Origin of the sequence: Modestobacter sp. VKM Ac-2986 (assembly GCF_026967795.1) — a bacterium.
Classification (GTDB): Bacteria; Actinomycetota; Actinomycetes; order Mycobacteriales; family Geodermatophilaceae; genus Modestobacter.
Window position 1 is genome coordinate 380,394 of record NZ_JAPVBH010000001.1, and the last position, 26,990, is coordinate 407,383.

Sequence of the window (26,990 nt, forward strand, 5' to 3'; positions counted from 1 at the left end):
CGGACCGCTGCCACGGTCGTCACGCCTGCGCGCGGACGCCCAGGCCGAAGACCCGCTCGGCGTTGGTCTGGAAGAGCATCTTCTTGGTCTCGGCGTCGATGTCGAGGTCGTCGTGGGTGCGGACCTCGGAGACCTCGTACTCGTAGGGGTAGTCCATCGCGTACATGACGCGGTCGGCGCCGAGCACCTGCTGGCAGAACCGGATGGCCGGCTCCCAGGCCATCCCGCTGGTGGTGATGTAGACGTTCTCGCGCATGTACTCGCTCACCGTGCGCTGGGTCGGCTTCATCGACTCGTAGCGCTGCGCGGAGACGTTGGCGGCGTGCATGTGGTCCAGCCGGAACAGCCAGAACGGCAGTGCCTCCCCGGCGTGACCCACCACGATCTTCAGCCGCGGGAACCGGTCGAAGACGCCGGCGGTGATGATCCGCAGCAGGTGCAGGCCGGTGTCCACGCCGAACCCGTAGATGGCGCCGTCCAGGCCCGCCTCCTGGAAGGGCTGCAGCATGCCCTTCGGGAGACCGGTCGGGTGGATGTAGATCGGGACGTCGAGGTCCTCGGCGGCCTCGAAGATGGGCCAGAACTCCGGGTCGGACAGGTAGCGGCCCTGGGTGTGGCCGTTGACCACCCCGCCGTGCAGGCCGAGCTGGGTCACCCCGCGGCGCAGCTCCTCCGCCGCGGCGGCCGGGTCCTGCGGGGCCACGGCGGCCAGACCGCTGAACCGGTCGGGGTGCCGGCGGCAGGCGTCGGCCAGCTCGTCGTTGGCGGCAGCGGCCAGCGCCACGCCCTCGGCCCGGTCCAGCCACTGCACGCCCGGGGCGGTCAGCAGCAGCAGCGCCCGGTCGATGCCGGCGGCGTCCATGTCGGCGATCCGGCGCGCACCGAGGTCGAGCAGCCGCTCCTTGACGATCCTGGGGCGGTCGGCCTGGCTGGTCGTGTAGAAGCCCGCCAGCCCGACGAAGCCGGGGTCGGCGTCCGGGTGGTCCATGTAGCGCGCCCAGGCGTCGAAGAGGCCCTGGGTGGCGAAGGCCTCCTCCGTGGCGATGCGGAGGTAGCCCTGGTGGCCGCCGGTCTGGGGGGTGGTGGGGTCGGTGCTCATGCGGGTCGCTCCTCGAGTGAGACGGCGGTGCCTGCTGTAGCTGTCCCGCGCCGGTGGTCGCACCGCACGGCCGGTGCTCGCCGGGTGGCCACGCGCTCGACGGCCGGTGGCGCCGGACCCGGTACGTGGTCTCCGGACCGGTCAGGACGTGCAGAAGCTACACCGCAGATCACGGAATGTGACATACGAGTTTCTCTGAGCGGAACGAACAGGGCGAGATGTCCTGACAGCGCTACAGATCGGCCGGGCCGGAGCCGGTGCGAACCGCCGACATCGCGGCGGGTGGTCGGCCCGGACCTAAGATCCCGCCATGCCGAATTCCGTCCAGCGAGGCGTCCAGCCCTCGTCCGCACCGGAGCGCGACACGGACGCCGCCCCGGCCGACCTCGCCGGGACGTCCGTGGACCGGGCCCTGTGGCTCCTGCAGCTGATGGGCGAGCACCAGGTGCTGCGCGTCGCGGAGGCCGCGGAGCTGCTGGGGGTGGCCCGCTCCACCGCGCACCGGCTCCTGACGGCCCTGCGCCGGCGTGGGTTCGTGCTGCAGGACCGGCCCAACGGTGCCTACCGCGCGGGCCCGGCGCTGTACGAGATCGCGCTGGCCGCGGTCAACCGCATCGACATCCGCCAGGTCGCCCGGCCCGTGCTGGAGGAGCTGCGCGCCGAGACGCAGGAGACCGTGAGCCTCGCCGTCCTGGAGGGGGCGACCGTCCGCTTCCTGGACTGCGCGGAGAGCCAGCGGATCGTGCGCGTCGGGAACCGGACCGGGGTCGTCCGTCCGGCGCACGCCGCAGCCGTGGGCAAGGCGATCCTGGCCGGCCTCTCCGAGGCGGAGTTGAGCCGCCGCTACCCCGACGGGGAGCTGCCCTCCGGGACGACCGCCGCCACCATCGCGGACCTCTCGGTGCTCCGCGAGGAGCTGGCCGAGATCCGTGACCGGGGGTACGCGCTCAACTGGGAGGAGAGCACCGACGGCGTCTGCGCGATCGCGGTCGCCCTGCGGGACACCGTCGGGCAGCCGCTGGCCGCGCTCGGCGTCGTCGCCCCCGTGAGCCGGATGGTGGACGTCGAGGGGATCCGCGCCCTCGCGCCGGCGGTCCTGCGGGGTGCGGCACTGATCGAGGAGCGGCTGCGCGACCCCTCATGATCGAGGAGGTGGGCTGTTTGTTCCTCTCTGCGGAACTATCGCCCACCGGCGTCCACATACGTGGACAACGTCGCGCTGAGACCCATAGTGTGAGTTGTGTCTCGCCTGGTGAACCGCCAGGCACGAGCCTCTCCGGAGGCTGTTCGTGGCAGCAGTCGCCGCTCCTGACCGCCGTCACGGCCATCGCACACCACCTATGGAGGTCCGAGTGCGCACAGGTCTGAAGGTCACCGCCCTGGCTGCCGTCGCGACGATGGCAGCTGCCTGCGGCAGCGACGGCGGAGGTGACTCCCCCGCAGCGGCCGGCGGCAGCGGTGAGCTGACCGAGGTCACCGTCAACATCGTCCCGTTCACCCCGAACGCCGTGCTCTTCCTGGCGATGGAGAACGGCACCTTCGAGCGGAACGGGATCAAGGTCAACATCGAGCGGGCGGCCTCGCCGGTCCCGGTCGTGGCCTCGCTGGTGGCCGACCAGGCCCAGTTCGGGTTCGTCACCACGCCCGTCCTGATCAACGCCGCCCGCGAGGGGACGGCCCTGAAGTGCGTCTCGCCGGTCGACGGTCAGATCAGCCCCACCGAGGACTCCAGTGCCCTGGTCGCGGCCGCGGACAGCGGGATCGACTCCCTGGACGACCTGGGCGGCAAGAGCGTGGCCGTCGTCCAGCTGGCCAGCATCAACCTGATCGGTGCGAAGAAGCTGATCGAGGACACCGGTGCCACCGGGACCGAGTACGTGGCCCTGCCCTTCCCGCAGATGCCACAGGCCCTGGCCGACGGGCGGGTCGACGCGGCGGTGATCACCTCGCCGTTCCTGGAGCAGGCCCTGGACGCCGGCGCGGTGGAGCTGGCCGCACCGAGCTCCGACCTGTTCCCGGAGGGCACCGTCTACTGCTACGCGGCGACCTCGTCCTACCTCGGGGACAACGCCGACGTGGCCACCCGGTTCCAGAAGGCCATGCAGGAGGCCATCGTCTACGCCGGGGAGCACCAGGACGAGGCCAAGGCCACGCTCGTGGAGTACCTGGAGCTGACCGAGGAGCAGGCCCAGGCGCAGGTCATGCCGTCGAACTTCGTGCCGGAGATCAACCTGGAGTCCATCGGCGAGATCCAGGACCTCATGCAGGAGCAGGGCTCCATCGACAGCACCGTCGACCCGGCCGAGCTGGTCTTCCAGCCCTGACCGGCGGGGTCGGGGCGGTCCCGTGCGACCACCCCGACCCGGCCGGCCGCACCACCTCCCCGCCTCCCCGCACCCACCCGCAGACGACCGAGGGACCACCATGGAGCAGTCGCCCAGCACTGCCGTCCTCACCGCAGCGGGCGTCGCCGACGCCCACGAGTCGGCCGTCCTGGTCGCCGGGGAGCGGCTCGACGCGGACTCCCAGCCCGTCGTGAACCCCGCCCGGCTCCACGAGGTCGTCGGCCGGGTCGCCCTGGGCACCGCCGCGCACGTCGACCGCGCGGTCACCGCCGCCGCGGCGGCCTTCCCGGCCTGGTCGCGGATGAGCCCCCACGAGCGGGCCGACCGGCTGTCGGCCGCGGCCGACGCGGTCAGCGCGGCCGCCGGCCCGCTCGCCGAGCTGCTCACCCGCGAGCAGGGCAAGGTGCTGTGGGAGTCCCGGGTCGACGTCGGCGGCGCCGCGCACATCCTCCGGTACTACACCGGCCTGGCCGACCGGCTGGCCGAGGACGAGGTGTTCCGCTCCGACGCGCGCGGCACCGTCTGGTCCGGGCGGCGCCCGATGGGCGTCACCGGGGTGATCGTCCCGTGGAACAGCCCGGTCTACCTGGCGTTCCTCGGGATCTCCCCCGCGCTGCTGGCCGGGAACACCCTGGTGGTCAAGCCCTCCGAGCTCGCCCCGCTCACCCTGAGCGCCGTCCTGACGGTCCTGGCCGAGAACCTGCCCGAGGGCGTGGTCAACGTGGTGCCCGGCGGCGGGGAGGCCGGCGCGGCCATCGCCGAGCACCACGGGATCCGCAAGGTCTTCTTCACCGGCAGCACCGCCACCGGCCAGCAGGTCATGCGCGCGGCCGCCGGGAACCTCAAGAACCTCAGCCTGGAACTGGGCGGCAACGACCCGGCCATCGTGCTGGAGAGCGCGACCGTCGACGACGGGCTCGTCGACGAGCTCGTGCAGAGCGTCTTCACCGCCAGCGGTCAGATCTGCTTCAACGTCAAGCGCATCTACGTGCACCGGTCCCACCACGCCGACTTCGTGGAGCGGTACACCGCTGCGGTCGACCGGCTGGTGGTCGGCGACGGCCTGGACCCCCGCAGCTCGATGGGCCCGGTGAACAACCGGCCGCAGTTCGAGCGGATCCAGGGCCTGCTGGAGCGCACCCGCGCCGCGGGCGCCACGGTGACCACCCTCGGCAGCAAGCTGGACCCCGACGGCTGGGACGACGGGTACTTCCTGCTGCCCAGCGTGGTGACCGACGTGGCGCCCGGTGCCGAGCTGGTCACCTGCGAGCAGTTCGGCCCGGTGGTCCCCGTCCTGCCCTTCGACTCCGACGACGAGGTCGTCGGGCTGGCCAACGACAGCGAGTTCGGGCTGGCCGCCTCGGTCTGGAGCCGGGACCGGGAGCACGCGCTGGGCGTCGCCCGCCGCCTGGAGTCCGGCAGCGTCTTCCTCAACGTGCACCGGATCGGTGCCTCCGACGTGTCCATGCCCTTCGGCGGCTTCAAGGGCAGCGGGATCGGCCGCGGGCACGGCATCAACGCCCTGGAGGCGTGCACGGAGCTGCAGACCATCGCCGACCACGTCGACGTCTCGGGGTTCCCCGGGCCCGCCCGCTGAGGTCCGCCGCCCTGCTCGCCGCCCGACGACAGCCCACCGACCACAGAGAGGACGGAGTCCGCATGCGTGACCAGATCCCACGGGAGTCACCCGGAGGTCGGACGTGAACGCCGTCGACACCGGCTGGTTCCGCACGCTCGCCCGGCTGGGCGTGATCGCGGCGGTGCTCGCCGGCTGGCAGCTCCTCAGCGTCGCGGGCGTCCTGGACTCGTCGTCCTTCCCGAGCATGACGGCGACCATGGCCGAGCTGGGCCGCCAGCTGACCGACTCCGACCTCTGGCTGGCCGTCTGGGAGACCGTCCGCGGCTGGGGGCTGGGCCTGCTCATCGGCTGCTCGCTGGCCATCACGATCGGGACGCTGCTCGGGCTGAACCGCTTCGCCTACCTCAGCGTCATCCCGGTCATCGAGTTCCTCAAGACGGTGCCGGTCATCGCGATCCTGCCGCTGGCCATCGTCGTGTGGGGGGCCACCCTGGAGATGAAGGTCTTCCTGGTCGCCTTCGGCGTCTTCTGGCCGCTGGCCATCCAGACCATCTACGGCGTCCGCGCGGTCGACCCGGTGGTGCGCGACACCGCGGCGGTCCTGCGGCTGCGGGGCTTCCGGAAGTTCACCACGGTCACGCTGCCCAGCGCGGCGCCGTTCATCGCCACCGGGCTGCGCGTCGCGGCGGCGGTCGGCCTGATCCTGACCATCATCGCCGAGCTCGTCGGCGGCGCACGCGGCCTCGGGCTCAGCATCCTGACGTCGGTGAACGCCGGTCCCGACCGGCTCCCGGCGACCTACGCGTTCATCCTGCTCACCGGCGTGACCGGGGTGCTGGTGACCACTGCGTTCGTCGCCCTCGAACAGCGGCTCCTGCACTGGCACGAGAGCCAGCGCAACCTGGCAGCGAAGGCGGCCTGACATGACCACCCCTCCCCGGTTCGAGGCCCCCTCGCTCGCGCGCCCGGAGCCCACCGGCTCCGCGGACGTCCCCTCGACGTCGGACCCCGTGGTGGCGGCCGGCACGACCCCCTCCCAGCAGTTCACGGCCCGCTCGCCACGACGCCGGGGAGGGCCGCTGCAGCGGCTGAAGGGCCTGTGGCGGCTGTGGTTCTTCGCCCTGGTGCTCGTGCTCTGGTGGGTGCTCTCGGCGGACAGCACGTCGACGTTCTTCCCGCCGCTGCAGAACATCGTGCAGCGGCTCTGGGAGACCTGGGTCGTCGGGGAGGCCCGCAGCGACCTGTACTCGAGCCTGCGGCACTTCGCCATCGGCTACACGATCGCCGGCGTCCTGGGCGTCGCGATCGGCGCGCTGCTGTGGAAGTTCCAGCGGGTCGGGCACGCGGTGAGCCCGGTGCTGTACTTCGTCTACGTCATCCCGACGGCGGCCCTGCTGCCGGCCATCGTGGCGATCATGGGCATCGGCTCCCCGATGAAGATCACGATCGTCGTCCTCGCGGCCGTCTGGCCGACCATGCTGAACACCCTCGACGGCATGCGCGGCATCGACCCGATCAAGCTCGACACCGCCAAGGTCCTGCACATGTCCCCGCTGACCACCGTGCGCAGCGTGGTGCTGCCCGGTGCGATGCCCCAGATCATGGCCGGTCTGCGCCACAGCCTCTCGATCGCCGTGATCATGATGGTGGTCAGCGAGCTCATCGCCTCCACCGAGGGCATCGGCTTCTTCATCCTCGAGGCCCAGCAGCGGTTCGCCATCACCACGATGTGGACCGGGATCATCGTCCTGGCCCTCGTCGGCAGCGCACTCACGTTCCTCTTCATCGCCGTCGAGCGTGTCGTCCTCGGCTGGTACATCGGCGCCCGCGCCGTCGAGCAGAAGGGCTGACCCCGATGTCGCACGCCGTCCCCACCCCCGCAGGCACACCCGCGCAGCCGGGCACCGGTGAGGGCCCGGTGCTGTCGGTCAGCGCCCTGCGCAAGGCCTACAACGTGGGGAAGCCCAGCGAGCGGCTGGCCATCTCCGACGTCTCCTTCGACGTCGCCAAGGGCGAGTTCGTCTGCGTGGTGGGCCCCAGCGGCGCCGGCAAGACGACGCTGCTGCGCTGCCTCAGCGGCCTGCTGCACCCGACCACCGGTGAGGTCCGCTTCGAGGGCACCCCCCTGCAGGCGGTGCCCGACCGGCTGAGCGTGGTGTTCCAGGACTACAGCCGCTCGCTGTTCCCCTGGCTCACGGTCAGCAAGAACGTGGCGGTGCCGCTCAAGGTGGCCGGGGTGGCCAAGGAGCAGCGCGAGGCGCGGATCAGCGAGGTGCTGCACGCCGTGGGCCTCGGCGACGTCGGCAAGAGCTACCCGTGGCAGCTGTCCGGTGGCATGCAGCAGCGCGTGGCCATCGCCCGCGCACTGGCCCACCAGCCCGACATGCTGCTGATGGACGAGCCGTTCGCCTCCGTCGACGCCCAGACCCGCTTCGACCTCGAGGACCTCATCCTGCAGGTCCGCGCCCAGTTCGGCATCACCGTCGTCCTGGTCACCCACGACATCGACGAGGCCGTCTACCTGGCGGACCGGGTGGTCGTGCTGAGCAGTCCGCCCAGCGTGGTCGAGGAGATCGTCACGGTGCCCCTGGCCCGACCGCGGGACCAGTTGGTCACCCGCTCCAGCGAGACCTTCGGCCAGTTGCGCCGGCACCTGATGGAGCTGGTCACCGCCCACCACTGAGCCCGGCCGCCCGTGCCAGCACCACTCCACCCGAGGAGCCCCGCGCATGTCCCGTCCCCCCGCCGAGGCGCTGCTCGACGTGATCCGTGACTGGGGGGCGGACAAGCTGTTCACCTGCCCCGGGAGCACGGAGGCCGCCGTCCTGGACGCGCTGGTCACCCGCCGGGACGTCGAGCTGGTCCTGACCACGCACGAGGGCGTCGCCGTCTCGATGGCCGACGGGCTGGCCCGGGTGACCCGGGCACCCAGCGTCGCCTACCTGCACGCCAACGTCGGGCTCACCAACGGGCTCAGCCACCTCTACGCGGCCCAGCTCGCGTACTCACCGGTGGTGGTCCTCAACGGCATCAAGGCCAGCTCCATCCAGGCCCGGGAGGGGTTCACCACCGGCCGCCGGATGCGCGACCTCGTGCACCAGTACGTGAAGTCGGACTGGCAGTCGCTCACCACCGAGGCGGTCCCCGAGGACGTCAACCGTGCCTTCCGGACCGCGGTCACCGAGCCGGCGGGCCCGGTGTGGGTGGCCCTGGCCCAGGACCTGCTGGAGAGCGGCGACCACGTCGACCCGCCGGCGGTGCGGGGCTTCCAGTTCGACTCCAGGACGGCGCCCTCGCCGGACGCCGTGGAGCGGGCGGCGGAGCTGATCGCCGCGGCCGAGCGGCCGCTGCTGGTCGCGGGCAGCGAGGTGGGCCGGGCCGGTGCGGTCGAGGACCTCGTGGCACTCGCCGAGCAGCTGGGCGCCCCGGTCGTCCACGAGGACCGACGGGGGTTCGAGCGGCCGGGGTTCCCGACCGACCACCGGCTCTTCCGCGGCCAGTACGAGATCGGCCACCCGCTCGTCCAGCAGGCCGACCTGCTGGTCTTCCTGGGCGCCCGGGTGTTCAACGAGTTCGAGCCGGCCAAGGTGCCGCCGCTGCCGCCGGGCGTGCCGCTGGTGCACAGCCACACCGACCCCCGGCACATCGGGATGGTCCACGGGGTGACCGCGGGGCTCGTCGGCGACCAGCGGCTGGTCCTCCGGGCGCTCGCGGCGGCGCTCCCGGCCACCACCGCCCGCGAGGCGCCCCCCGCTCCGCCGGTGGAACGCCGTCCGACGACCGCCCATGGGGCGCCGCTGCACCCGGCCGACGTCGTCGACGTGATCGCCGAGTCGCTGCACGGCACGGCCCTGGTCGGGGACGCGACCACCGCCGGCGGCATCCTGCAGCAACGGGCGCACCAGCACACCGGCGACGACTACTTCGTGTCGACGTCGGGGTCGCTCGGCTGGGGGATGGGGGCGGCGCTCGGCATCGCCATGGGCATGCCGGGCCGGCAGGTCGCCGCGGTGCTCGGGGACGGCGTCTTCCAGTTCGGCATGCCGGCTCTGTGGTCGGCGGCCCGCAGCGGCCTGCCGGTGACCTACGTGGTGATGAACAACCAGAGCTACGCCGCGGTCGGCGCGGCGCTGCGCCGCTTCGGCGGGGTCGCGGTCCAGCAGCAGCGCTGGCCGGGGGTCGACATCGCCGGTCCCCGCATCGCCGACGTCAGCACCGCCTTCGGCGTGCCCGGCCAGCGGGTCGACTCCCTCGCCGACCTGAGGGAGTGCCTGGACCGCTCCCGCCGGGCCGACCACCCGACGCTGGTCGAGGTGATGACCGACCCCGCGCAGTTCGGCCCCTGACGGCGCGACCGGGCAGCGCGCGGACCGGTCGCCGGGGCCGGTGGGCCGGGACGCGGCGGGTGCCGCAGGATCAGGGCATGACCGTCACCGTGCCCACTGACGTCGGGGCGTTCGACGTCGCCGCGCTCCGCGCGCACTTCCCCGCCCTCACCGACGGGGCGGCACACTTCGACGGCCCGGGTGGGTCGCAGACGCCCGACGTCGTGGCCGCCGCGATCGCCGCGACGATGACCCAGCCGATGTCCAACCGCGGCACGGTCACCCAGGCCGAGCGCAACGCCGACGCCGTCGTCCGCGAGGCGCGGCAGGCGGTCGCCGACCTCACCGGCGGAGTGCCCGGCGGCGTCGTCTTCGGGCGCAGCGCCACCGTGCTCACCTACGACCTGGCCCGCGTGCTGAGCACCGGCTGGGGCGCCGGCGACGAGGTGGTGGTGACCCGGCTCGACCACGACGCCAACGTCCGCCCGTGGGTGCAGGCCGCCGAGGCCGCCGGGGCGACCGTGCGGTGGGCCGACTTCGACCCCGCCACCGGTGAGCTGGCGCCGGAGGTGGTGCGCGCGCTGCTGTCCGAGCGCACCCGGCTGGTCGCGGTCACCGGCGCGTCGAACCTGATCGGCACCCGCCCCGACGTCGCCGCGATCACCGCCCTGGCGCACGAGGTCGGCGCGCTGACCTGGGTCGACGGCGTCCACCTGACCGCGCACGCCCCGGTCGACGTCACCGCACTGGGGGCGGACTTCTTCGTCTGCTCGCCCTACAAGTTCCTCGGCCCACACTGCGGCTGCCTGGTCGCGGCACCGGAGCTGCTGGAGACCCTGCACCCGGACAAGCTGCTGCCCTCCAGCAACGCCGTCCCGGAACGGTTCGAGCTGGGCACCCTGCCCTACGAGCTGCTGGCCGGCACCACCGCCGCCATCGACCTGCTCGCCGGCCTGGCCGGCCCCGACGGCGACCGGCGCACCCGGCTGGTCGCGGCGATGGCCGCGCTGGAGGAGCACGAGGACCGGCTGCGCACCCGCATCGAGGACGGCGTCCGCGACCTGCCCGGCGTCACGGTGTGGTCCCGCGCGCAGCACCGGACGCCGACCCTGCTGCTGACCTTCGCCGGCCGCAGCGCTGCCGACGCCTACCGGTTCCTCGCCGAGCGCGGGGTCAACGCCCCGGCCGGCTCGTTCTACGCGATCGAGGCATCCCGGCACCTGGGGCTCGGCGACACCGGCGGCCTGCGGGTCGGGCTGGCGCCCTACAACGACGACGCCGACGTCGACCGCCTGCTCGACGGTCTGCGCGCCTTCACCGCCTGAGCGGGTGGGTCCGTCGGCATGACCGCGGCGGGCCCACCCCGCCGGCGCGTGCTCCCCACCAGATCCCGGTGAGTTCGGGGCAGATCGGAGGGGTGCAACCGGTCCGGGCGGGTACCGGGGGCTCATGAACATCGACAAGAGCCAGATCCTCGAGCTCCTCAAGTCCCAGGGCAACAACGACCAGGCCGCGCAGGCCGACTCGGAGCTGCCCGACCAGGTCGACACCGACCAGCACGCGGGCCTGCTGCAGAAGTTCGGGCTCAACCCGATGGACCTCGTCGCCAAGTTCGCCGGCGGTGGCGGTGGGGGCCTCGGCGGCCTCCTCGGCCGCTGACCACCCCCACCCCTCTCTCCTAGGAGCACCCGCATGGCCAACACCCTGTCCCGTTCCCTGCACGACGTCGGTCTCGCCGCCTGGTTCGGTGGCACGCTCGCCAACGCCGTCGCCCTGAACGCCGCTGCGGCCGAGGCCGGCAGCGACAAGGCCACCGGCGCCGTCGCCAACGCCGGCTGGGACCGCTGGACCCCGGTCAACGCCGCCGCCATCGGCGCCCACCTGATCGGCAGCGTCGGTCAGCTGGCCGGCAACAAGGACCGCATGGCCCAGCAGCAGGGCGTGGCCGGCATGTCCACGGTCAAGACGCTGCTCACCGCCGCTGCCCTGGGCGTCACCGCCTACAGCCGCGTGCTCGGCAAGATCGTCTCCCAGAACGGCGCGACGCCGTCGAAGCGCGGCACCAAGGCCTCCAAGACCGCCAAGGGCGAGGTCGCGGCCGCGCAGGCGAAGCTCGACCAGCTCCAGTGGGCCATCCCGGCCATCACCGGTGCGCTCGTCGTCGTGACCTCCTACGCCGGGGAGCAGCAGCGCCCCGCCGAGGTGCGCCGCGGCATCGTGGAGAAGAACTCGTCGCTCTGAGCGGCATCCCGGGAGCGGGGCCGGTCGCCGGTCCCGCTCCCGGGCTCCCTGACCCGAGGCTGGTCGCCCGGCCCCGGCGCGCGGGAGCCTGAGCAGGTCCGCACCTGGCTCCTGACGGCGCCCCGCGGGATGCACCGTGTCGTCTCCGGTGCGGCGGCGGCGCGCGATGCCGGCCGGGTCCGCCGTGGTCAGCTGAGCCGCACCTCGACGTCCACGGGGCCGGCCTGGTCCAGAGCGACCTCCGCCGTCCCGCCCGGGCCGGACACCGCGTAGTCGCCGAGGAACCCGGTCACGGGCACCCGGCCGGCGTCGTCGGTGCGCAGCGTGGTCGGCGGCAGCCACCACTCGCCCTTCACCAGGTCGTGCAGCGCGTCGTAGGCGGGTTTGGGCGTGCCGTCGGCGCGCAGGAGGCCGACCGGGGCGCCGAGCCAGGCACCGGCGTCGGTGATCCCCCAGTAGGTGGAGCCCTGGACGGCGGGGTGGGACAGCAGCGTGCGGTGGTGGCGCACGACCTCCTCGGCCTGCCGGGCCTCGCCCTCAGGGGTGGAGGGCCACTCGTCGACCTGCCAGTCGTTGAGGTCCTCGATCTCCGGGGGCATCAGGTCGCCGGACAGCAGCGTCGACTCGGTGAAGTGGATCGGCAGCCCGTACCGGGCGAAGCGCTCCAGCACCTCGAGGGTGCGGTCCTCGCCCCAGTACCCCTGGTGCATGTGGCTCTGCAGGCCGAGGGCGTCGATCTGGACGCCGGCCTCCAGGCAGCCCTCGATCAGGCACTCGTAGGCGGTGGACATGTCGAAGTCGTTGAGCAGCAACGTGGCCGAGGGGTTCGCCGCCCGCGCCTCCTGGAAGGTCAGCTGGACCGTCCTGATCCGGCCGAGGTCGCGGGAGAGCCGGGTGAGCGCGTTGTCGTACTTGTCGAACACCGGCATGATCACGACCTCGTTGATCGCGTCCCAGGTGTCGACCACGCCGGCCAGGTCGGTGACCTCGCGCCGGATGCGCGCGCGCAGCGCCGCCTCGATCGCCGCGCTCGAGCTGCCGAGCAGCCAGTCCGGGGCCAGCGTGTGCCAGGCCAGCGGGTGGCCCTTCACGACGACGCCGCGCTCGGTGAACCACTCCGCGGCCCGGCGCAGCCGCGTGGTGTCCGGGCGGCCGCGCTCGCGCTCGAACTCGCTCCAGTAGAACGGCAGGGTCGCGGCGTTGAAGACCTCCAGCCACCGGTCGGCCAGCGCCTGGGCCTGCGCGGGGTCGGCCGCGCCGCCGAACACCGAGCCCGGCGCGTCGGCCTCGCCGTTGGCCAGGGGCACCAGGTCGAAGCCGATGCAGCCGAACAGGAAGCGGTGCCGCACCTGCGCGACGGTCACCTCGGCGTCCACCAGTGGCCGGCCGTCCGGGCCGCGGACGGTCAGCGTCGCCTCCGCCGTCCGGTGACGGAGCTGCGGGTCGACGGTGTACGAGCGGCTGGCGAAGGACCGGAGCTCGTTCGGCATGCGGGCAGCCTGACCGGCCGGCAGCCCGCCCGCACGTCGGGTCAGGCTCGGGGTGCGACCAGTCCCGGCGCGTCCGGCTGACCGGGCAGCAGGTCGGCGGTGGTGAGCAGCAGCAGGAAGACGATCAGGACGGCGACGGTGAGCACGAGGACCTCCAGGTGGGGACGTGTCCCCACCGTCGTCGCCCTTCCTGGACGCCTGCCCGGCTGCGGCTGTGAGCCTGCTGCCGGTCGGAGGTCAGAGCCGGACGGTCTCGTTCTCACCGCCGTCGTAGGGCTGCCCGGTGACCTTGGCCTTGGCGAAGCTCAGCGCGGTGGCGATCCGCCCGCCGGGGGTGTCCCAGTACTCGGCCGAGCTGCCCTCGACCTTGATCAGCACGATCGCGGCGTCGTCCGGGCCGTCGGGGAACCAGGCCTCGACCCCGCCGTTCCACAGCTCGCGCTTCTTCGCCGGGTCGTCGACCACGACGGCCCGGCCGGTCAGCGACACCCAGGTGCTGCCCGAGCCCACGGTCACGTTGACCTCGGGGTGGGCGTCGAGGTGGCCGACCTTGCGGGAGCTGCGCTCGGCGAAGAACCACAGGTCGCCGTCGAACTCGACCTCCTGCAGCGCCATCGGGCGGCTGGTCAGGGTGCCCTGCGGGGCGGAGGTGGTGAGCATCGCGATCCGCTGACCGGAGATCAGCTCGGCGACCTTGTGGGCATCGGGTGAGGTCATGGTCCGGGGGTGCCCCTGCGGGACGGGCCTGACACCGGTGTTGCACGTGGAACAGCGCCGGGCCGACCCCGCGAGCTGGGTCGGCCCGGCGCGGGTGCCTCAGAGCGCGTCGGCGAAGAGCGGGACGGCGTTCTCCAGCGCGTACTGGATGCTCTGCGGGGTCGCGAGGGAGAAGGCGTTGGCCAGCGTCAGGTCCTCGAGCACGACGCTGTGGCCGGCCTGCACCGACGGGATCGCCTGCCACAGCGGGTTGCCGGTGATCTGCGCGGCGTCGACGAAGATCGGGAACGCCACGGTCAGGCCGGCGTCCAGCAGCGGCAGCTGCTCCTCGCTGACGGGGACGAAGAAGCTCTCGGTGGCCAGGTCCTGTACGGCCGGCGCGTTCACGAAGCCCAGCTGCTCCATGAAGTCCACCCGGCCGTCGCCGCGCACGTAGGCGCCGAAGCCGGTCGAGCCGTAGGCGGCCACGGCCACCTCGACGCCCTCGAACTCCGGGTGGGCGGCGGCGGCGTCGGTGAATGCCTGGTCGACCTCGGCGGCGACCGCGTCGGCCTCGGCGGTCTTCCCCAGCGCCTGGCCGACCAGGTCCAGCTGCTGGGTGTAGGTGGTGAGGTACGGGTCGACGCCCTCGGGCTGGCCGATGGTCGGGGCGATCGCCGACAGCGCCTCGTACCGCTCCGGCGTGGCCGGGGACTTGGTGTCCAGGATCAGGTCGGGCTGCAGCGCGGCGATCGCCTCGTAGCTGGGCTCGAGGGTCTCGATGATCTCCGGCGCCTGGTCGTACTCGCCGGCGGCCCACGGGCCCACGCCCTCGCCCCCGAAGGCCAGCCAGTCGCTGGCGCCGACCGGCTGCACGCCCAGGGCCAGCGCGGTCTCCGCGTCGCCCCAGCCCAGCGCGACGACCCGGACCGGCTCCTCGGGCACCTCGACGTCGCCGAACGCGGTGGTCACGGTGACCGGGAAGGCCGAGGACGAGCTGCTGCTCGGGGCGGCGCTGCCCTCGCTGCTGCTCCCGGTGTCGGAACCGCCGCAGCCGGCGAGGACGAGAGCGGCAGCCAGGACGGCCGAGCTGCGGAGGGCGGGGCGGGACGACATCGTGCTCCTTGCTGAGACGGTCAGGTGAGGCTCACCTAAGCACACCGAGGTCACGAGTGGGTCACCGGCAAGTCGATGGCTCCCGGCGCCCGGACCGGCCAGACTGCCGCGGTGCTGCTGATGCTGTCGACCACCCACCGGCCGGCCACCGACCTGGGCTTCCTCCTGCACAAGAACCCCGCGCGGGCCCAGCAGGTGGAGGTCTCCACCGGGACGGCGCACGTCTTCTACCCCGAGGCCACCGACGACCGCTGCACCGTCGTGCTGCTGCTGGAGGTCGACCCGATCGCGCTGGTGCGCGGGAAGGGCGACGGCGAGGGGTTCGCGCTCGGGCAGTACGTCAACGACCGCCCCTACGCGGCCTCCAGCCTGCTGGCCGTGGCGCTGGGCAAGGTGTTCGCCAGCGCCCGCCGCGGGGTGAGCAAGGAACGCCCGGAGCTGGCCGACACCCCGCTGCCGCTGGAGGTGCACCTGCCGGCGCTGTCCTGCCGGGGCGGGGCCGAGCTGGCCGAGCGCTTCTTCGGCCCGCTGGGCTGGCGGGTGCAGGCCACCGAGCTGCCGCTGGACGGGCGGTTCCCCGAGTGGGGCGCCTCCCGGCACGTCGACCTGCGGCTGACCGGCACGCATCGCGTCGCCGACGCGGTGAACCACCTCTACGTCGGGCTGCCCGTGCTCGACGGCGCCAAGCACTACTGGGTCAGCGCCGACGAGATCGACAAGCTGCTGCGCGCCGGCGAGGGCTGGCTGGCCGCCCACCCCGAACGCGAGCTGATCGCCGCTCGCTACCTGGCGCACCAGAAGCGGCTGACCGGGACCGCCCTGGCCCGGCTGGCCGAGGTGGACGACGCCGAGGTCCTCGACGACGCCCCCGAGGTCACCGACCCGCCGACCCCGCTGGCCCAGCTGGCCCAGCTGCGGCAGGGGGCGGTGCTCGCCGCGCTGCGCTCGGCCGGGGCGCACCGGGTGCTGGACCTGGGCTGCGGCAGCGGCGCGCTGCTGCCGGCGCTGCTCGCCGAGCCCTCGTTCACCGAGGTGGTCGGCGTCGACGTCAGCGCCCGGGCCCTCGAGCTCGCCGCCCGCCGGCTGCGGCTGGACCGGATGCCCGAGCGCCAGCGCGCCCGGCTCATCCTGCTCCAGGGCGCACTGACCTACACCGACGCGCGGCTGGCCGGCTACGACGCCGCGGTGCTGATGGAGGTCGTCGAGCACCTGGACCCCGACCGCCTGCCCGCCCTGGAGCACGCCGTGTTCACCGCCGCCGCCCCGGCGACCGTGCTGGTCACCACCCCGAACGTCGAGCACAACGTGCGCTACCCGGCGCTGGCCGCCGGGGGCATGCGACACCGCGACCACCGCTTCGAGTGGACCCGCGCCGAGTTCACCGACTGGGCCCAGGGCGTGGCCGGACGACGGGGCTACGCCGTCCGGTTCCTCGGCATCGGCCCCGACGACCCCGAGGTCGGGCCGCCCACCCAGCTCGCGGTGTTCGACCGGGGGGTGGCGGCATGACCGAGCTCGCCGTCCCCGAGCTGTCGCTGGTGGTGCTCATCGGTGCCTCCGGCTCGGGCAAGTCCACCTTCGCCCGCCGGCACTTCCTGCCCACCCAGGTGCTCTCCAGCGACGTCTGCCGGGGCCTGGTCTCCGACGACGAGAACGACCAGGCCGCCACGGCCGACGCGTTCGCCGTCCTGCAGTTCATCGCCGCCACCCGGCTGCGGGCCGGGAAGCTCACCGTCGTCGACGCCACCAGCGTCCGCAAGGAGGACCGCGCCTCGCTGGTGCAGCTGGCCCGCGACCACGACGTGCTGCCGGTGGCCATCGTGTTCGACGTCCCCGAGGGCGTCTGTCTGGAACGCAACGCCACCCGGACCGACCGGCAGCTGGACCGGTCGGTGATCGCCCGGCAGCGCGCCGACCTGCGCCGCGGGCTGTCCGGGCTGGGCCGGGAGGGCTTCCGCAAGGTGCACCGGCTGGGCAGCGTGGACGAGGTCGAGTCCGCGGTGATCAGCTACGAGAGGGCCTACAACGACCTGCGCTCCGAGACCGGCCCGTTCGACGTGGTCGGCGACGTGCACGGCTGCCGCGCCGAGCTCGAGCAGCTGCTCGGCCGGCTCGGCTACACGGTCACCCGCGACGAGCAGGGTCGGGCGGTGGACGCCGTCCCGCTGGCCGGACGGCGTGCGGTGTTCCTCGGCGACCTCGTCGACCGCGGCCCGGACTCACCCGGCGTGCTGCGCCTGGTGATGGGCATGGTCCGGGCCGGGCACGCCCTGTGCGTCCCGGGCAACCACGAGGACAAGCTGGTCAAGGCGCTGCGTGGCCGTGACGTGCAGGTCACCCACGGCCTGGAGACGACGCTGGCCCAGCTGGCCGAGGAGAGCGAGGAGTTCCGCGCCGACGTCGCCGACTTCTGCCACGGACTGGTCTCCCACTACGTGCTGGACGGCGGCGCGCTGGTGGTCGCCCACGCCGGGCTGACCGAGGAGCTGCAGGGCCGGGCCAGCGGGCGGGTGCGCAGCTTCGCCCTCTACGGCGACACCACCGGGGAGACCGACGAGTTCGGCCTGCCGGTGCGCTACCCGTGGGCGCAGGACTACCGCGGGCGGGCGATGGTGCTCTACGGCCACACGCCGGTGCCCGAGCCCGAGTGGGTCAACAACACGATGTGCCTGGACACCGGCTGCGTGTTCGGCGGCCGGCTCACCGCGCTGCGCTACCCCGAGCGCGAGCTGGTCGACGTCCCGGCCGAGCGCACCTGGTACGAGCCGGCCCGGCCCTTCCCCACCGACGCCGAGCCGGCGCCGGAGCGGCCGGCCGAGGTGCTCGACGTCGCCGACGTGCTGGGCAAGCGGACCGTGGAGACCCGGCTGTCCGGCCGGGTCACGGTGCGGGAGGAGAACGCCGCCGCCGCGATCGAGGTGATGAGCCGGTTCGCCCTGGCCCCGCAGCAGCTGGCCTACCTGCCGCCGACGATGAGCCCGGTGGCGACCTCGGCCCGGGAGGACCTGCTCGAGCACCCGGCCGAGGCGTTCTCCTACTACCGCGGGGAGGGCGTCGCCGAGGTCGTCTGCCAGGAGAAGCACATGGGCTCGCGCGCGGTGGCCCTGGTACGACGCGCGGACGCCACCGGCGACCCGGGACGGCCGGTGGGGGAGCGCGGCGCGCTGTACACCCGCACCGGCCGGGCGTTCCTGGGCGCGGAGCTGACGACGGCGTTCCTGGCCCGGCTGGCCACGGCCGTCACCGACGCCGGGGTGTTCGACGAGCTGGACAGCGACTGGGTGCTGCTCGACGGCGAGCTGCTGCCCTGGTCGGTCAAGGCCGGCGACCTGGTCCGCGACCAGTACGCCTCGGTCGGGGCGGCCGCCCGGGGCGCGCTCCCGGTGGCCGTCGACGTGCTGACCCGGGCCGCCGGCCGTGGTCTGGACGTCGGTGCCCTGCTCGACCGCCAGCGCACCCGCGCCGCCGACGCGCAGGCCTTCACCGACGCCTACCGCCGCTACTGCTGGCCCACCGACGGGCTCACCGGCACCGCGTTCGCCGCCTTCCAGCTGCTCGGTGCGGCCGGGCGCACCTTCGCCGACCGGCCGCACGCCTGGCACCTGTCGATCGCCGACCGGCTGGCCGCCGCCGACCCCGAGCTGCTGCGGTCGACGGCGAGCCACGTCCTCGACGTCACCGACCCGGCCGCCGAGCAGGCCGCCACCGAGTGGTGGACGGCGCTGACCGCGGACGGCGGCGAGGGCATGGTGGTCAAGCCCGCGGGGAACCTGACCCGGGGACGACGGGGCGTGGTCCAGCCCGGGCTCAAGGTGCGCGGCCGGGAGTACCTGCGGCTGGTCTACGGCCCCGACTACACGGCCCCGGCGAACCTGGTCCGGCTGCGCGAGCGGAACCTGGGCCGCAAGCGCGGGCTGGCGCTGCGGGAGTACGCGCTGGGGCTCGAGGGCCTGGAGCGGCTGGCCCGCGGCGAGCCGATGTGGCGGGTGCACGAGTGCGTGTTCGCCGTCCTGGCGCTGGAGAGCGAGCCGGTCGACCCCCGGCTCTGACCTGGCGTCGTCCGGGCGTGCTGCCGACGTCTGGTCGCCGTCCGGCTCGACCCGCGTGAGCGGACGTGGAGCCGTGCCGTGGCGCGGCTCCGCGTCGGCCCGCCCGGGTCGACCCGCGCGCGGCAGGGAGGAGCCGCATGTGCACACGGCTCGACGCTGCGCCAGGCGGGTCGACCCGCCTGACCTGGCGTCGAGCCGCGCTGCGGCGCGGCTCCACGTCCGGTGACGCGGCTCGAGCCGGGTGGGAACAGGTGGGGTGGTGGAACGGTTCTCAGGAGTGTCGCGATCAGCCCGCCCCACCGGGGGTGGACGTCCCGCGCAGACCCCAGGAGCTCCCATGCGAAACGGCATCCACCCCGAGTACCGCACCGTCGTGTTCCAGGACACCGCGACCGGCGAGACCTTCCGGACCCGCTCGACGGTCCAGACCAGCCGGACGATCGAGCTGGACGGCGAGACGCTGCCGGTGGTCCCGGTCGAGATCAGCGCCTCCTCGCACCCGTTCTGGACCGGCAACCAGCGCGTGCTGGACACCGCGGGCCGGGTCGAGAAGTTCAACCAGCGGTACGGCGCGCGCCAGCGCGGCTGACCACCCCCGCCCCCGACGGCGCCGGACCCACCTGGGTCCGGCGCCGTCGTCGTCCCCAGCGTGCTGCCGGGGCGGCCCGACGGGAACGGCGACGGCCCGGTCCCTCCTCGCGGGAGCGGATCCGGACCGGCGTCGTTACGGTGCCGCGAGGACCCGGGACCGCCGGTCAGGACGGAGCAGACGAGATGGCGCACCAGGTGACCGGCGGACAGCCGCCGTACGAGGCGCCCACGCCGCGGCTGGCGGTGGAGACCAACGGCATCAACGTGATCGCCGAGGCCGAGCGCAAGGGCACGCCGCGGCAGCTGTTCTGGCCCTGGTTCGGGGCGAACGTCAGCGTGCTGGGGCTGTCCTACGGCGCGTTCACCCTCGGCTTCGGCATCGGTTTCTGGCAGGCGGTGGTCGCCGGGGTCGTCGGCATCGTCGCCAGCTTCGCCCTCTGCGGCCTGGTCGCCATCGCCGGCAAGCGCGGCTCGGCGCCCACCCTCGTGCTCAGCCGGGCGGCCTTCGGCGTCACCGGCGGGCGCGTCCCCGCCGTCCTGTCCTGGGTGCTGACCGTCGGCTGGGAGACCGTGCTCACCTCGCTGGCCACGCTGGCGACCGCCACGGTGCTCACCGAGCTCGGCTGGGGCGGCGGGACGGCCACCAAGGTGGTCGCGCTGCTCGTGGTCGCCGCGCTCGTGGTGGTCGGCGGCGTGCTCGGCTTCGACCTGATCATGCGCATGCAGGCGGTGATCACCGTGGTCACCGGCGTGCTCACCGTCGTCTACCTGGCCCTCGTGCTCGACGACGTCGACTGGGCGGCGGTCAGCGCGGTCCCCAGCGGCTCGACGGCGCTGTTCGTCGGCGCGCTGGTGCTGGTGATGACCGGCTACGGCTTCGGCTGGGTCAACGCCGCCGCCGACTACTCCCGCTACCTCCCGCGGACGGCGTCCACCCGCGGCGTCGTGGGCTGGACGACGTTCGGCTCGGCCCTGGCCCCGGTGCTGCTGCTGGTGTTCGGCCTGCTGCTGGCCGGCTCCTCGGCCGAGCTGTCCGAGGCGATCACCGCCGACCCGATCGGCGCGCTGGCCACCCTGCTGCCCACCTGGTTCCTGGTGCCCTTCGCCGTCGTCGCCGTGCTCGGCCTGGTCGGCGGCGCGCTGCTGGACATCTACTCCTCCGGCCTGGCGCTGCTGGCCGCCGGCGCCCGGGTGCCCCGTCCGGTGGCGGCCTCCATCGACGGCGTGCTGATGGTGCTGGGCGCGGTCTGGGTGGTCTTCCTCGCCGAGGGCACCTTCTTCACCCAGTTCCAGGGCTTCCTGATCACCCTCGGCGTCCCGGTCGCCGCCTGGTGCGGCATCTTCCTGGCCGACCTGCTGCTGCGCCGCCGCGACTACGCCGAGGCCGACCTCTACGACCCGCGCGGCCGTTACGGCGCCGCCCAGCCGGTGCCGCTGCTGCTGCTGGCCCTGGGCACGGTGCTGGGCTGGGGCCTGGTCACCAACTCCTACGCCGGGTGGCTGGACTGGCAGGGCTACCTGCTGGGCCCGGTCGGGCTGGGTGGCCGGGACGGCACCTGGGCCTACGCCAACCTCGGCGTGCTGGTGGCCCTCGCCGTCGGGTTCCTCGGCACGCTGCTGCTGCGCCGGGGCGCGGTCCGGGCGCAGGAGGCCGCGTGACGCCGTTGCTCGCGGTGATCGACGTCCAGCACGTCTTCGCCGACCCGGGCTCGCCGTGGGGCGCGCCCGGGTTCGCCGCGGTGCACCCCGCCATCCGCCGGCTGACCGCGGCCTTCGCCGGCCGGGTCGTGCACACCCGCTTCGTGGCGCCGGCCGAGCCAAGCGGTGCGTGGGTGCCGTACTACGCGCAGTTCCCCTTCGCCCTGCAGCCACCCGACGCGCCGCTGTACGCCCTCGTCGACGACCCCGGCGAGGCCCCGGTGCTCGACGCGACCACGTTCGGCAAGTGGGGCCCCGAGCTCGCCGCGCTGGCCGGCGACGGGCCGCTGGTGCTCGCCGGGGTGTCGACCGACTGCTGCGTGCTGTCCACCGCGCTCCCGGCCGCCGACGCCGGCGTTCCGGTGCAGGTGGTCACGGACGCCTGCGCCGGGGCCACCGACGCCGACCACGAGCGCGCGCTGGCCGCCATGGCCCTCTACGCGCCGCTGATCACGCTCACCACCACCGGCGAGGTGCTCGCGACACGCTGACCCGGGGGCGCCTCGCCGGGTGCGGGAATGTCGTTGCTCTGTGCATGCTTGTGGCTCTCCGTACCGCGAACGTGGCCAGCGTCGGTCCCGCGTGCGCACTGCACCGATGAGGGGACCCCGTGACCACCACGCAGGACAACACGCGATCAGCCGCCCGGCCGGTCACGAAGGCAGAGCTCGACGGGCTGCCGTCGCCGAAGGCCGAGAAGCCGAAGACCGCCCGGACGGCGCTGACGCTGGGCGCCTTCGTCGCGCTCGGCCCGCTGACCATCGACATGTACCTGCCGGCGCTGCCGACGATCACCGACGAGCTGGAGACCACCTCCTCGGCGGTCCAGCTCACCCTCACCGGCACCCTGGTCGGGCTCGCGCTCGGCCAGCTGGTGCTCGGCCCGCTGTCGGACCGCCACGGCCGCCGCACCCCGCTGCTGATCGGGACGTCGCTGCACGTCCTGGCCTCGCTGCTGGTGCTCGTCGCCCCGAACGTCGCCGTCCTCGGCCTGCTGCGCGTGCTCCAGGGCGCCGGTGCCGCGGCCGGTGCGGTCATCGCGATCGCCGTCGTCCGTGACCTGTTCGACGGCCGGGCCGCGGCCACGATGCTGTCCCGGCTGTTCCTGGTGCTCGGTGTCGCGCCGGTGCTGGCCCCCACCATCGGCGGGGAGGTCCTGCGCTTCACCTCATGGCGCGGGGTGTTCGGCCTGCTGGCGGTCTACGGCGTGCTGCTGATCGCCATGGGCTTCTTCGCCGTCCGCGAGACCCTGCCGCCCGAGCGCCGCAGCAGCAACGGCGTCGCCGGCACGCTGCGCAGCTACGGCTCGCTGTTCCACGACCGGGCCTACGTCGGCCTGGTGCTCGTCGCCGGCCTGACCATGGCCGGCCTGTTCGCCTACGTGTCGGGCTCCTCCTTCGTCTACCAGGACGAGTTCGGCCTCGACGAGCAGCAGTTCGGCCTGCTCTTCGGCGCCGGCGCCATCTGGCTGATCGCCGCCACCCAGCTCAACCCGGTGCTGCTGCGCTGGTTCTCCACCGCCAAGATCCTGGTCGCCGGCACGGTCGCCGGTGCCCTGGCCGGCGGTGCGCTGCTGCTGCTGGCCCTCACCGACACCGGCGGCCTGTTCGGTGTCGCCGTCCCGCTGTGGGCGGTGCTGTTCGCCGTCGGCCTGGCCCTGCCCAACGCCCCGGCGCTCGCGCTGTCCCGGCACGGTGACAAGGCCGGCACCGCCGCGGCGCTGCTCGGCGCGGTCCAGTTCGGCGTGGGCGCTGCGGTCTCCCCGCTGGTCGGCCTGCTCGGCAACGACGCGGTGGCCATGGGCACGGTGATCGTCGGCTCGCTGGTGCTCGCCATCGCCGTCCTGGTCGTCGTCGTCCGGCCGTGGCAGCTCGAGGAGCCGGACGCCGAGAGCGCCGCGGTCGTCGCGCACTGACCTCCCGGCCCGGTCGTCAGCCGATGACGACCGGGTCGGAGGTGCCCACGTGCACCATCCGCGCCACCCCGGTGGAGGGGGAGCGCACCTCCTCCTCCATCCAGATCACGTACGCGTCGCCCGGGACGAGACCGGGGATGGTGGCGGCCAGCTCCGAGCAGGTGCCGGGCTTGGCGACCACCACCGGCACCGGGCCGGCCTGCTCGCCCTCGACCAGCTCCTGGCTGACCGCCGAGACCCGGTAGGACAGCACCTCCTCGCGCGCGTCGGCCAGCCACGTGACCGTCGCCGACCCCGCACCCGCCACCGCGTTGGGCACGATCCGCCGGGGCGTGGTCGAGCTGCCGCAGGCGTCGGGCCGCTGCGTGTACCCCGGCACGATCCCGTAGGAGACGTCGGTCGGCATCGTGATGCCGACCGGCCGGGGCGGCTGCGGGACGGCGAAACGGCTGCTGCGCGCGCCCTGCGCGGCCACCGCGGAGACCTCCTCACCGCCCAAGCCGGCCTGCCCGGTGCCCGACATCGCGATGCTCGTGTCCGGCAGCGTGGTGGTCAGCAGGGTCTCGCGGGCGACGCCGTTGGTCACCTCGGTGCCCGAGGCGGTCAGCTCGACCACGACCGGGGCCACCTGGACGCCGGCGACCACCGCGACCGCGCTCACCAGCAGCACCGGGGCCAGCCAGCCGACGGCACTGCCCGGACGGCGCTGCGCACGGCGGCGGGCCGCCGGCCGCGTGGTCCTGCGTGCTGCCGGGCGGGTGCCCGTCGCCGGGGCCGGACGCCGCTGTGCCGCCATGGAGAGCTCCTGTCTGTGGTCCTCCGGGGATGATCGGCACGTCGGGGCCGGAGCTGTTGCCCAACCGGGAACGTCATCACCGGATGAGGAGGACGTCGTCCCCTGACGACGGGAATGTCGTCGCCGGGCCGCGTCTTGGCCCCTGCTGTGAGTGCAGCCCCTCCCGTCGCGACGACGCAGGCCCCGCCCCTCCCCGCGACCCGGACGGCGGTGCTGGCGATCGTCGCGCTGGCCCTCGGCGGGTTCGCGATCGGCACGACCGAGTTCGTGACGATGGGCCTGCTGCCCGACATCGCCGACGGCGTGCAGGCGAGCATCCCCTCGGCCGGGCACTTCATCTCCGCCTACGCCCTCGGCGTGGTCGTCGGCGCACCGACGATCGCCGCGCTCGGCGCCCGGCTGCCGCGCCGGTCGCTGGCCATCGGCCTCATGGCCGCCTTCGTCGCCGGCAACACCCTCAGCGCCGTGGCCCCCGGCTACACCAGCCTGGTGCTGGCCCGGTTCGTGGCCGGCCTGCCGCACGGCGCCTACTTCGGCGTGGCCTCACTGATCGCCGCCTCGCTCGTGCCGGCGCACCAGCGCGGCCGCGCGGTCAGCTCGGTGATGCTCGGCTTGGCGTCGGCGAACGTGGCCGGCGTGCCCGCGGCGACCTGGCTGGGGCAGCACCTGGGCTGGCGGTCGGCCTACTGGGCCGTGGTCGTGGTGGGCGCGCTGTCGGTGGTCGCGGTGCTCGCGGTCGTCCCGTCGATCCCGGGGCGGTCGGAGGCGACGATCCGCTCCGAGCTGGGCGCACTGCGCCGTCCGCAGGTGGTCCTGACGCTGCTGGTGGCCACGGTCGGCTTCGGTGGCATGTTCGCCATGTACAGCTACATCGCCCCCACCGTCACCGACGAGGCCGGCACGTCGGCGGGCTTCGTCCCGGTGGTGCTGCTGGCCTTCGGTCTCGGTGGCGTCCTGGGGACGGCGCTGGGCGGCCGGCTCGCCGACCGGGCGCTGTTCCGCTCGCTGGTCGGGGCCACCGTCGCCGTCGGGCTGCTGCTCGGGGTGATGGTGCTGGCCGCGGGTGACATCGTCGCGCTGACCGTCACCGTGTTCGCCGTCGCGGCCGCGGCCTCCACGATGGTCGTGCTGCTCCAGCTGCGGCTGATGGAGGTCGCCGGCGACGCGCAGATGCTGGGCGCCGCGCTGAACCACTCCGCGCTCAACGCCGCCAACGCCCTGGGCGCCTGGCTGGGCGGACTGGTCATCGCCGCCGGCCTGGGCTACCGGGCGCCCAGCGCCGTCGGGGTCGGGCTCGCCGCGCTGGGTCTGGTGTTCCTGGCCGCCTCGGCGCGGCTGCGGCACCGGACCCCCGCCGCCGGCTGACCCCTCCCAGGGTGGGACCGGACCGGTCCGTCACACCACCGGGGCAGCTGCTGCGGCGCGCCGTCGGGCCCGCGACTGCGCCGCGGTCCCGGGCATGGTCGGATGTAGGGGCGCCGGTCGACATCGCCGTCCCGCCCCCGTCGCCGCCCGTCCACGGAGGTCCCGCAGTGCAGCTCGAGAACACCTTCACCCTGCCCGTGCCGATCGACGAGGCGTGGCGGGCGCTGAGGGTCCCCGAGCGCAGCCTGCCGTGCCTGCCCGGCGCCGACCTCGACTCGGTCGAGGGCCCGGAGTCCAGCGGCCGGATCAAGGTCAAGCTCGGCCCGATCAACCTCACCTACCAGGGCAAGCTCACGGTCGTGGAGGCCGACGAGTCGGCGCACCGCGTCGTCCTCGGCGCCCGCGGCAAGGACCAGCGGGGCAACGGCACCGCCTCGGCGACGGTGACGGTCACCCTGACCGCCGAGGGCGGCAGCACCCGCGCCGACGTCTCCAGCGACCTGACCATCACCGGCCGCCCGGCCCAGTTCGGCCGCGGCGTGATGACCGACGTCGCGGGCAAGATGCTCAACCAGTTCGCCGACAGGCTCGCGACCCAGATCGCCGCCGGTGACGCGGGCACGACGGAGCCGGCAGCCGCGAGCTCGGCGGAGCCGACGATCGCGGAGAAGGCCACCGCCGCGGTGGCCAAGGTGGCGGCGACGACCGCAGGAGTGGTGGAGGAGGCAGCGATGTCGATCGAGGGATCTGCAGGCGACACCCCGGCCGGCGGGCCGGCCAAGAAGGCCGGCGCCGCGGCGAAGAAGGTCGCCGGCGCGGCGGCCGACAAGGCCGCCGCCGCCGAGCAGGACGCGACCGCCCCGGCGAAGAAGGCCACCCCGGCCAAGCCGGCCAAGGCCGCGCCCGCCAAGGCGGCACCCGCGAAGAAGGCAGCACCGGCCAAGGCCGCCGGCACGCTGCCCGACCCGCTCACCCCACCGCGCAAGAACGCCCCCGCCGGTGGCCCGACCAGCACGGGCACCCAGCCGGTCGTCCCGGCGGTGGCCGGCCCGGCCACCACGCCGATCGCGGCCAGCGTCCCGCCGGCCGACTCCCCGGCGACCGACGACCCGGCGACGCAGGCCATCACGCTGCCGGCCGAGAGCCCCACCCCGGCAGGCAGCGGCGCGCCCGCGGCCGGCGACACGGCTCCGGCGGTCAGCGCTTCCCCGGCGGCGAGCACTGCCCCGGCGGCGAGCAGCACCGCTCCGGCGGCCGGCGACACCGCTCCGGCGGCCAACGCCGCCCCTGCGGCCAGCAGCACCGCTCCGGCGGCGAGCAGCACCGCTCCGGCGGCGAGCAGCACCGCTCCGGCGGCGAGCGGCACTGCTCCGGTCAACGCCCCGGTCACCCCGCGCAAGGCGCCGAGCAAGCCGCCGACCGGCACCACCGCCCCGCCGAACCGGCCCGCCGGCGGTGGCCCGGCCAAGGGTGCGCCGGACTCCCCGCGCCGTCCGCTGTCCGAGGTGGACCCCAAGCCGATCGACCGGCTGCAGGCCAGCGACGTCTCGGCGCTCTCCCGGTACGCCGCCCCGGCGGCCGGCGCGGGCCTGCTGGCCCTGCTCCTCGCCCTGGTGCTGCGCCGCCGCAAGCGCTGAGGTGCTGAGGGAGTCCCAGCGCTCGGAAGACGATGCGCTGGGACTCCA

General features: G+C 74.0%; 24 protein-coding genes. 18 read left to right on the forward strand and 6 right to left on the reverse strand.

Translation table 11 applies throughout. The features are described 5' to 3' along the window. Positions 1-19 precede the first annotated feature (19 nt). A complete protein-coding gene (locus O2W14_RS01770; RefSeq protein WP_269174371.1) occupies positions 20-1,099 on the reverse strand; it encodes an amidohydrolase family protein in 1,080 nt (359 codons plus the stop codon). Between the two features lie 310 nt (positions 1,100-1,409). Here O2W14_RS01770 and O2W14_RS01775 point away from each other — a divergent pair, with 310 nt between their 5' ends. The 10 genes from O2W14_RS01775 to O2W14_RS01820 all read left to right on the forward strand — a co-directional run bounded on the left by O2W14_RS01775 (position 1,410) and on the right by O2W14_RS01820 (position 11,589). Further along, the gene (locus O2W14_RS01775; protein WP_269174372.1) at positions 1,410-2,243 is read left to right on the forward strand and encodes an IclR family transcriptional regulator; all 834 of its coding nucleotides are present in this window, start codon (positions 1,410-1,412) and stop codon (positions 2,241-2,243) included. A 208-nt stretch (positions 2,244-2,451) separates the two neighbouring features. Continuing rightward, entirely contained in the window at positions 2,452-3,423 is a 972-nt protein-coding gene (locus O2W14_RS01780; RefSeq protein ID WP_269174373.1) for an ABC transporter substrate-binding protein, read from the forward strand. Between the two features lie 100 nt (positions 3,424-3,523). Further along, positions 3,524-5,041 (forward strand): aldehyde dehydrogenase family protein, encoded by a 1,518-nt coding sequence (locus O2W14_RS01785; protein ID WP_269174374.1) that lies wholly within the window; start codon positions 3,524-3,526, stop codon positions 5,039-5,041. Between the two features lie 103 nt (positions 5,042-5,144). Beyond that, the gene (locus O2W14_RS01790; protein ID WP_269174375.1) at positions 5,145-5,945 is read left to right on the forward strand and encodes an ABC transporter permease; all 801 of its coding nucleotides are present in this window, start codon (positions 5,145-5,147) and stop codon (positions 5,943-5,945) included. Between the two features lies 1 nt (position 5,946). Next, the gene (locus O2W14_RS01795; protein WP_269174376.1) at positions 5,947-6,873 is read left to right on the forward strand and encodes an ABC transporter permease; all 927 of its coding nucleotides are present in this window, start codon (positions 5,947-5,949) and stop codon (positions 6,871-6,873) included. 5 nt (positions 6,874-6,878) lie between these two features. Beyond that, the gene (locus O2W14_RS01800; protein ID WP_269174377.1) at positions 6,879-7,706 is read left to right on the forward strand and encodes an ABC transporter ATP-binding protein; all 828 of its coding nucleotides are present in this window, start codon (positions 6,879-6,881) and stop codon (positions 7,704-7,706) included. Positions 7,707-7,752: 46 nt separating this feature from the next. After that, a complete protein-coding gene (locus tag O2W14_RS01805; protein ID WP_269174378.1) occupies positions 7,753-9,369 on the forward strand; it encodes a thiamine pyrophosphate-binding protein in 1,617 nt (538 codons plus the stop codon). A gap of 77 nt (positions 9,370-9,446) precedes the next feature. Then, the gene (locus O2W14_RS01810) at positions 9,447-10,673 is read left to right on the forward strand and encodes a cysteine desulfurase-like protein (protein ID WP_269174379.1); all 1,227 of its coding nucleotides are present in this window, start codon (positions 9,447-9,449) and stop codon (positions 10,671-10,673) included. 124 nt (positions 10,674-10,797) lie between these two features. Further along, entirely contained in the window at positions 10,798-11,007 is a 210-nt protein-coding gene (locus O2W14_RS01815; RefSeq protein ID WP_163610050.1) for a hypothetical protein, read from the forward strand. Between the two features lie 33 nt (positions 11,008-11,040). Further along, positions 11,041-11,589: a hypothetical protein gene (locus tag O2W14_RS01820; RefSeq protein WP_269174380.1), complete on the forward strand. Its 549-nt coding sequence runs from the start codon at positions 11,041-11,043 to the stop codon at positions 11,587-11,589. A gap of 188 nt (positions 11,590-11,777) precedes the next feature. Here O2W14_RS01820 and O2W14_RS01825 read toward each other — a convergent pair whose 3' ends face one another. From O2W14_RS01825 to O2W14_RS01840, 4 genes are all read right to left on the reverse strand, one after another. After that, positions 11,778-13,079, reverse strand: a complete 1,302-nt coding sequence (locus tag O2W14_RS01825; RefSeq protein ID WP_269174381.1) for an endo-1,4-beta-xylanase — start codon at positions 13,077-13,079, stop codon at positions 11,778-11,780. A gap of 41 nt (positions 13,080-13,120) precedes the next feature. Continuing rightward, positions 13,121-13,255, reverse strand: a complete 135-nt coding sequence (locus tag O2W14_RS01830) for a hypothetical protein (protein ID WP_269174382.1) — start codon at positions 13,253-13,255, stop codon at positions 13,121-13,123. 61 nt (positions 13,256-13,316) lie between these two features. Further along, positions 13,317-13,796, reverse strand: coding sequence for a pyridoxamine 5'-phosphate oxidase family protein (locus tag O2W14_RS01835; protein ID WP_269174383.1), 480 nt, complete (start codon positions 13,794-13,796; stop codon positions 13,317-13,319). A gap of 99 nt (positions 13,797-13,895) precedes the next feature. Further along, complete coding sequence (locus tag O2W14_RS01840) at positions 13,896-14,891, reverse strand: iron-siderophore ABC transporter substrate-binding protein (protein ID WP_269174384.1); 996 nt, start codon at positions 14,889-14,891, stop codon at positions 13,896-13,898. 120 nt (positions 14,892-15,011) lie between these two features. On the opposite strand from O2W14_RS01840, the gene O2W14_RS01845 reads away from it, so the two are divergent. The 6 genes from O2W14_RS01845 (at position 15,012) to O2W14_RS01870 (ending at position 23,144) form a co-directional block, all read left to right on the forward strand. Then, entirely contained in the window at positions 15,012-16,400 is a 1,389-nt protein-coding gene (locus tag O2W14_RS01845) for a 3' terminal RNA ribose 2'-O-methyltransferase Hen1 (RefSeq protein ID WP_269174820.1), read from the forward strand. After that, a complete protein-coding gene (locus O2W14_RS01850; protein WP_269174385.1) occupies positions 16,397-18,940 on the forward strand; it encodes a polynucleotide kinase-phosphatase in 2,544 nt (847 codons plus the stop codon). Before O2W14_RS01845 ends, O2W14_RS01850 begins: the two co-directional genes overlap by 4 nt. Positions 18,941-19,277: 337 nt before the next feature. Continuing rightward, positions 19,278-19,529, forward strand: coding sequence for a type B 50S ribosomal protein L31 (locus O2W14_RS01855; RefSeq protein WP_269174386.1), 252 nt, complete (start codon positions 19,278-19,280; stop codon positions 19,527-19,529). Positions 19,530-19,714: 185 nt separating this feature from the next. Further along, a complete protein-coding gene (locus O2W14_RS01860; RefSeq protein ID WP_269174387.1) occupies positions 19,715-21,190 on the forward strand; it encodes a purine-cytosine permease family protein in 1,476 nt (491 codons plus the stop codon). Then, positions 21,187-21,720, forward strand: a complete 534-nt coding sequence (locus O2W14_RS01865; protein ID WP_269174388.1) for a cysteine hydrolase family protein — start codon at positions 21,187-21,189, stop codon at positions 21,718-21,720. Before O2W14_RS01860 ends, O2W14_RS01865 begins: the two co-directional genes overlap by 4 nt. 119 nt (positions 21,721-21,839) lie before the next feature. Beyond that, on the forward strand, positions 21,840-23,144 hold the full coding sequence (locus O2W14_RS01870; RefSeq protein WP_269174389.1) for a multidrug effflux MFS transporter: 1,305 nt from the start codon (positions 21,840-21,842) through the stop codon (positions 23,142-23,144). Positions 23,145-23,160: 16 nt separating this feature from the next. Here the strand turns inward: O2W14_RS01870 and O2W14_RS01875 are convergent, their stop codons facing one another. Further along, positions 23,161-23,940, reverse strand: a complete 780-nt coding sequence (locus O2W14_RS01875; protein WP_269174390.1) for a hypothetical protein — start codon at positions 23,938-23,940, stop codon at positions 23,161-23,163. A 210-nt stretch (positions 23,941-24,150) separates the two neighbouring features. Between O2W14_RS01875 and O2W14_RS01880 the strand changes: the two genes are divergently transcribed. Both O2W14_RS01880 and O2W14_RS01885 read left to right on the forward strand, forming a co-directional pair. Further along, positions 24,151-25,305 carry an MFS transporter gene (locus O2W14_RS01880; RefSeq protein ID WP_269174391.1) on the forward strand — a complete coding sequence of 385 codons (1,155 nt, stop codon included), beginning with the start codon at positions 24,151-24,153 and terminating at the stop codon, positions 25,303-25,305. A gap of 167 nt (positions 25,306-25,472) precedes the next feature. After that, positions 25,473-26,942 (forward strand): SRPBCC family protein, encoded by a 1,470-nt coding sequence (locus O2W14_RS01885; RefSeq protein ID WP_269174392.1) that lies wholly within the window; start codon positions 25,473-25,475, stop codon positions 26,940-26,942. Positions 26,943-26,990: the final 48 nt, after the last annotated feature.

Excerpts from the sequence above, each read along its gene's own strand:
- O2W14_RS01770 (WP_269174371.1), bottom strand. The coding sequence starts at position 1,099 with ATGAGCACCGACCCCACCACCCCCCAGACCGGCGGCCACCAGGGCTAC.
- O2W14_RS01775 (WP_269174372.1), top strand. The coding sequence starts at position 1,410 with ATGCCGAATTCCGTCCAGCGAGGCGTCCAGCCCTCGTCCGCACCGGAG.
- O2W14_RS01785 (WP_269174374.1), top strand. The coding sequence starts at position 3,524 with ATGGAGCAGTCGCCCAGCACTGCCGTCCTCACCGCAGCGGGCGTCGCC.
- O2W14_RS01795 (WP_269174376.1), top strand. The coding sequence starts at position 5,947 with ATGACCACCCCTCCCCGGTTCGAGGCCCCCTCGCTCGCGCGCCCGGAG.
- O2W14_RS01800 (WP_269174377.1), top strand. The coding sequence starts at position 6,879 with ATGTCGCACGCCGTCCCCACCCCCGCAGGCACACCCGCGCAGCCGGGC.
- O2W14_RS01805 (WP_269174378.1), top strand. The coding sequence starts at position 7,753 with ATGTCCCGTCCCCCCGCCGAGGCGCTGCTCGACGTGATCCGTGACTGG.
- O2W14_RS01810 (WP_269174379.1), top strand. The coding sequence starts at position 9,447 with ATGACCGTCACCGTGCCCACTGACGTCGGGGCGTTCGACGTCGCCGCG.
- O2W14_RS01815 (WP_163610050.1), top strand. The coding sequence starts at position 10,798 with ATGAACATCGACAAGAGCCAGATCCTCGAGCTCCTCAAGTCCCAGGGC.
- O2W14_RS01820 (WP_269174380.1), top strand. The coding sequence starts at position 11,041 with ATGGCCAACACCCTGTCCCGTTCCCTGCACGACGTCGGTCTCGCCGCC.
- O2W14_RS01825 (WP_269174381.1), bottom strand. The coding sequence starts at position 13,079 with ATGCCGAACGAGCTCCGGTCCTTCGCCAGCCGCTCGTACACCGTCGAC.
- O2W14_RS01835 (WP_269174383.1), bottom strand. The coding sequence starts at position 13,796 with ATGACCTCACCCGATGCCCACAAGGTCGCCGAGCTGATCTCCGGTCAG.
- O2W14_RS01840 (WP_269174384.1), bottom strand. The coding sequence starts at position 14,891 with ATGTCGTCCCGCCCCGCCCTCCGCAGCTCGGCCGTCCTGGCTGCCGCT.
- O2W14_RS01845 (WP_269174820.1), top strand. The coding sequence starts at position 15,012 with ATGCTGTCGACCACCCACCGGCCGGCCACCGACCTGGGCTTCCTCCTG.
- O2W14_RS01850 (WP_269174385.1), top strand. The coding sequence starts at position 16,397 with ATGACCGAGCTCGCCGTCCCCGAGCTGTCGCTGGTGGTGCTCATCGGT.
- O2W14_RS01855 (WP_269174386.1), top strand. The coding sequence starts at position 19,278 with ATGCGAAACGGCATCCACCCCGAGTACCGCACCGTCGTGTTCCAGGAC.
- O2W14_RS01860 (WP_269174387.1), top strand. The coding sequence starts at position 19,715 with ATGGCGCACCAGGTGACCGGCGGACAGCCGCCGTACGAGGCGCCCACG.
- O2W14_RS01875 (WP_269174390.1), bottom strand. The coding sequence starts at position 23,940 with ATGGCGGCACAGCGGCGTCCGGCCCCGGCGACGGGCACCCGCCCGGCA.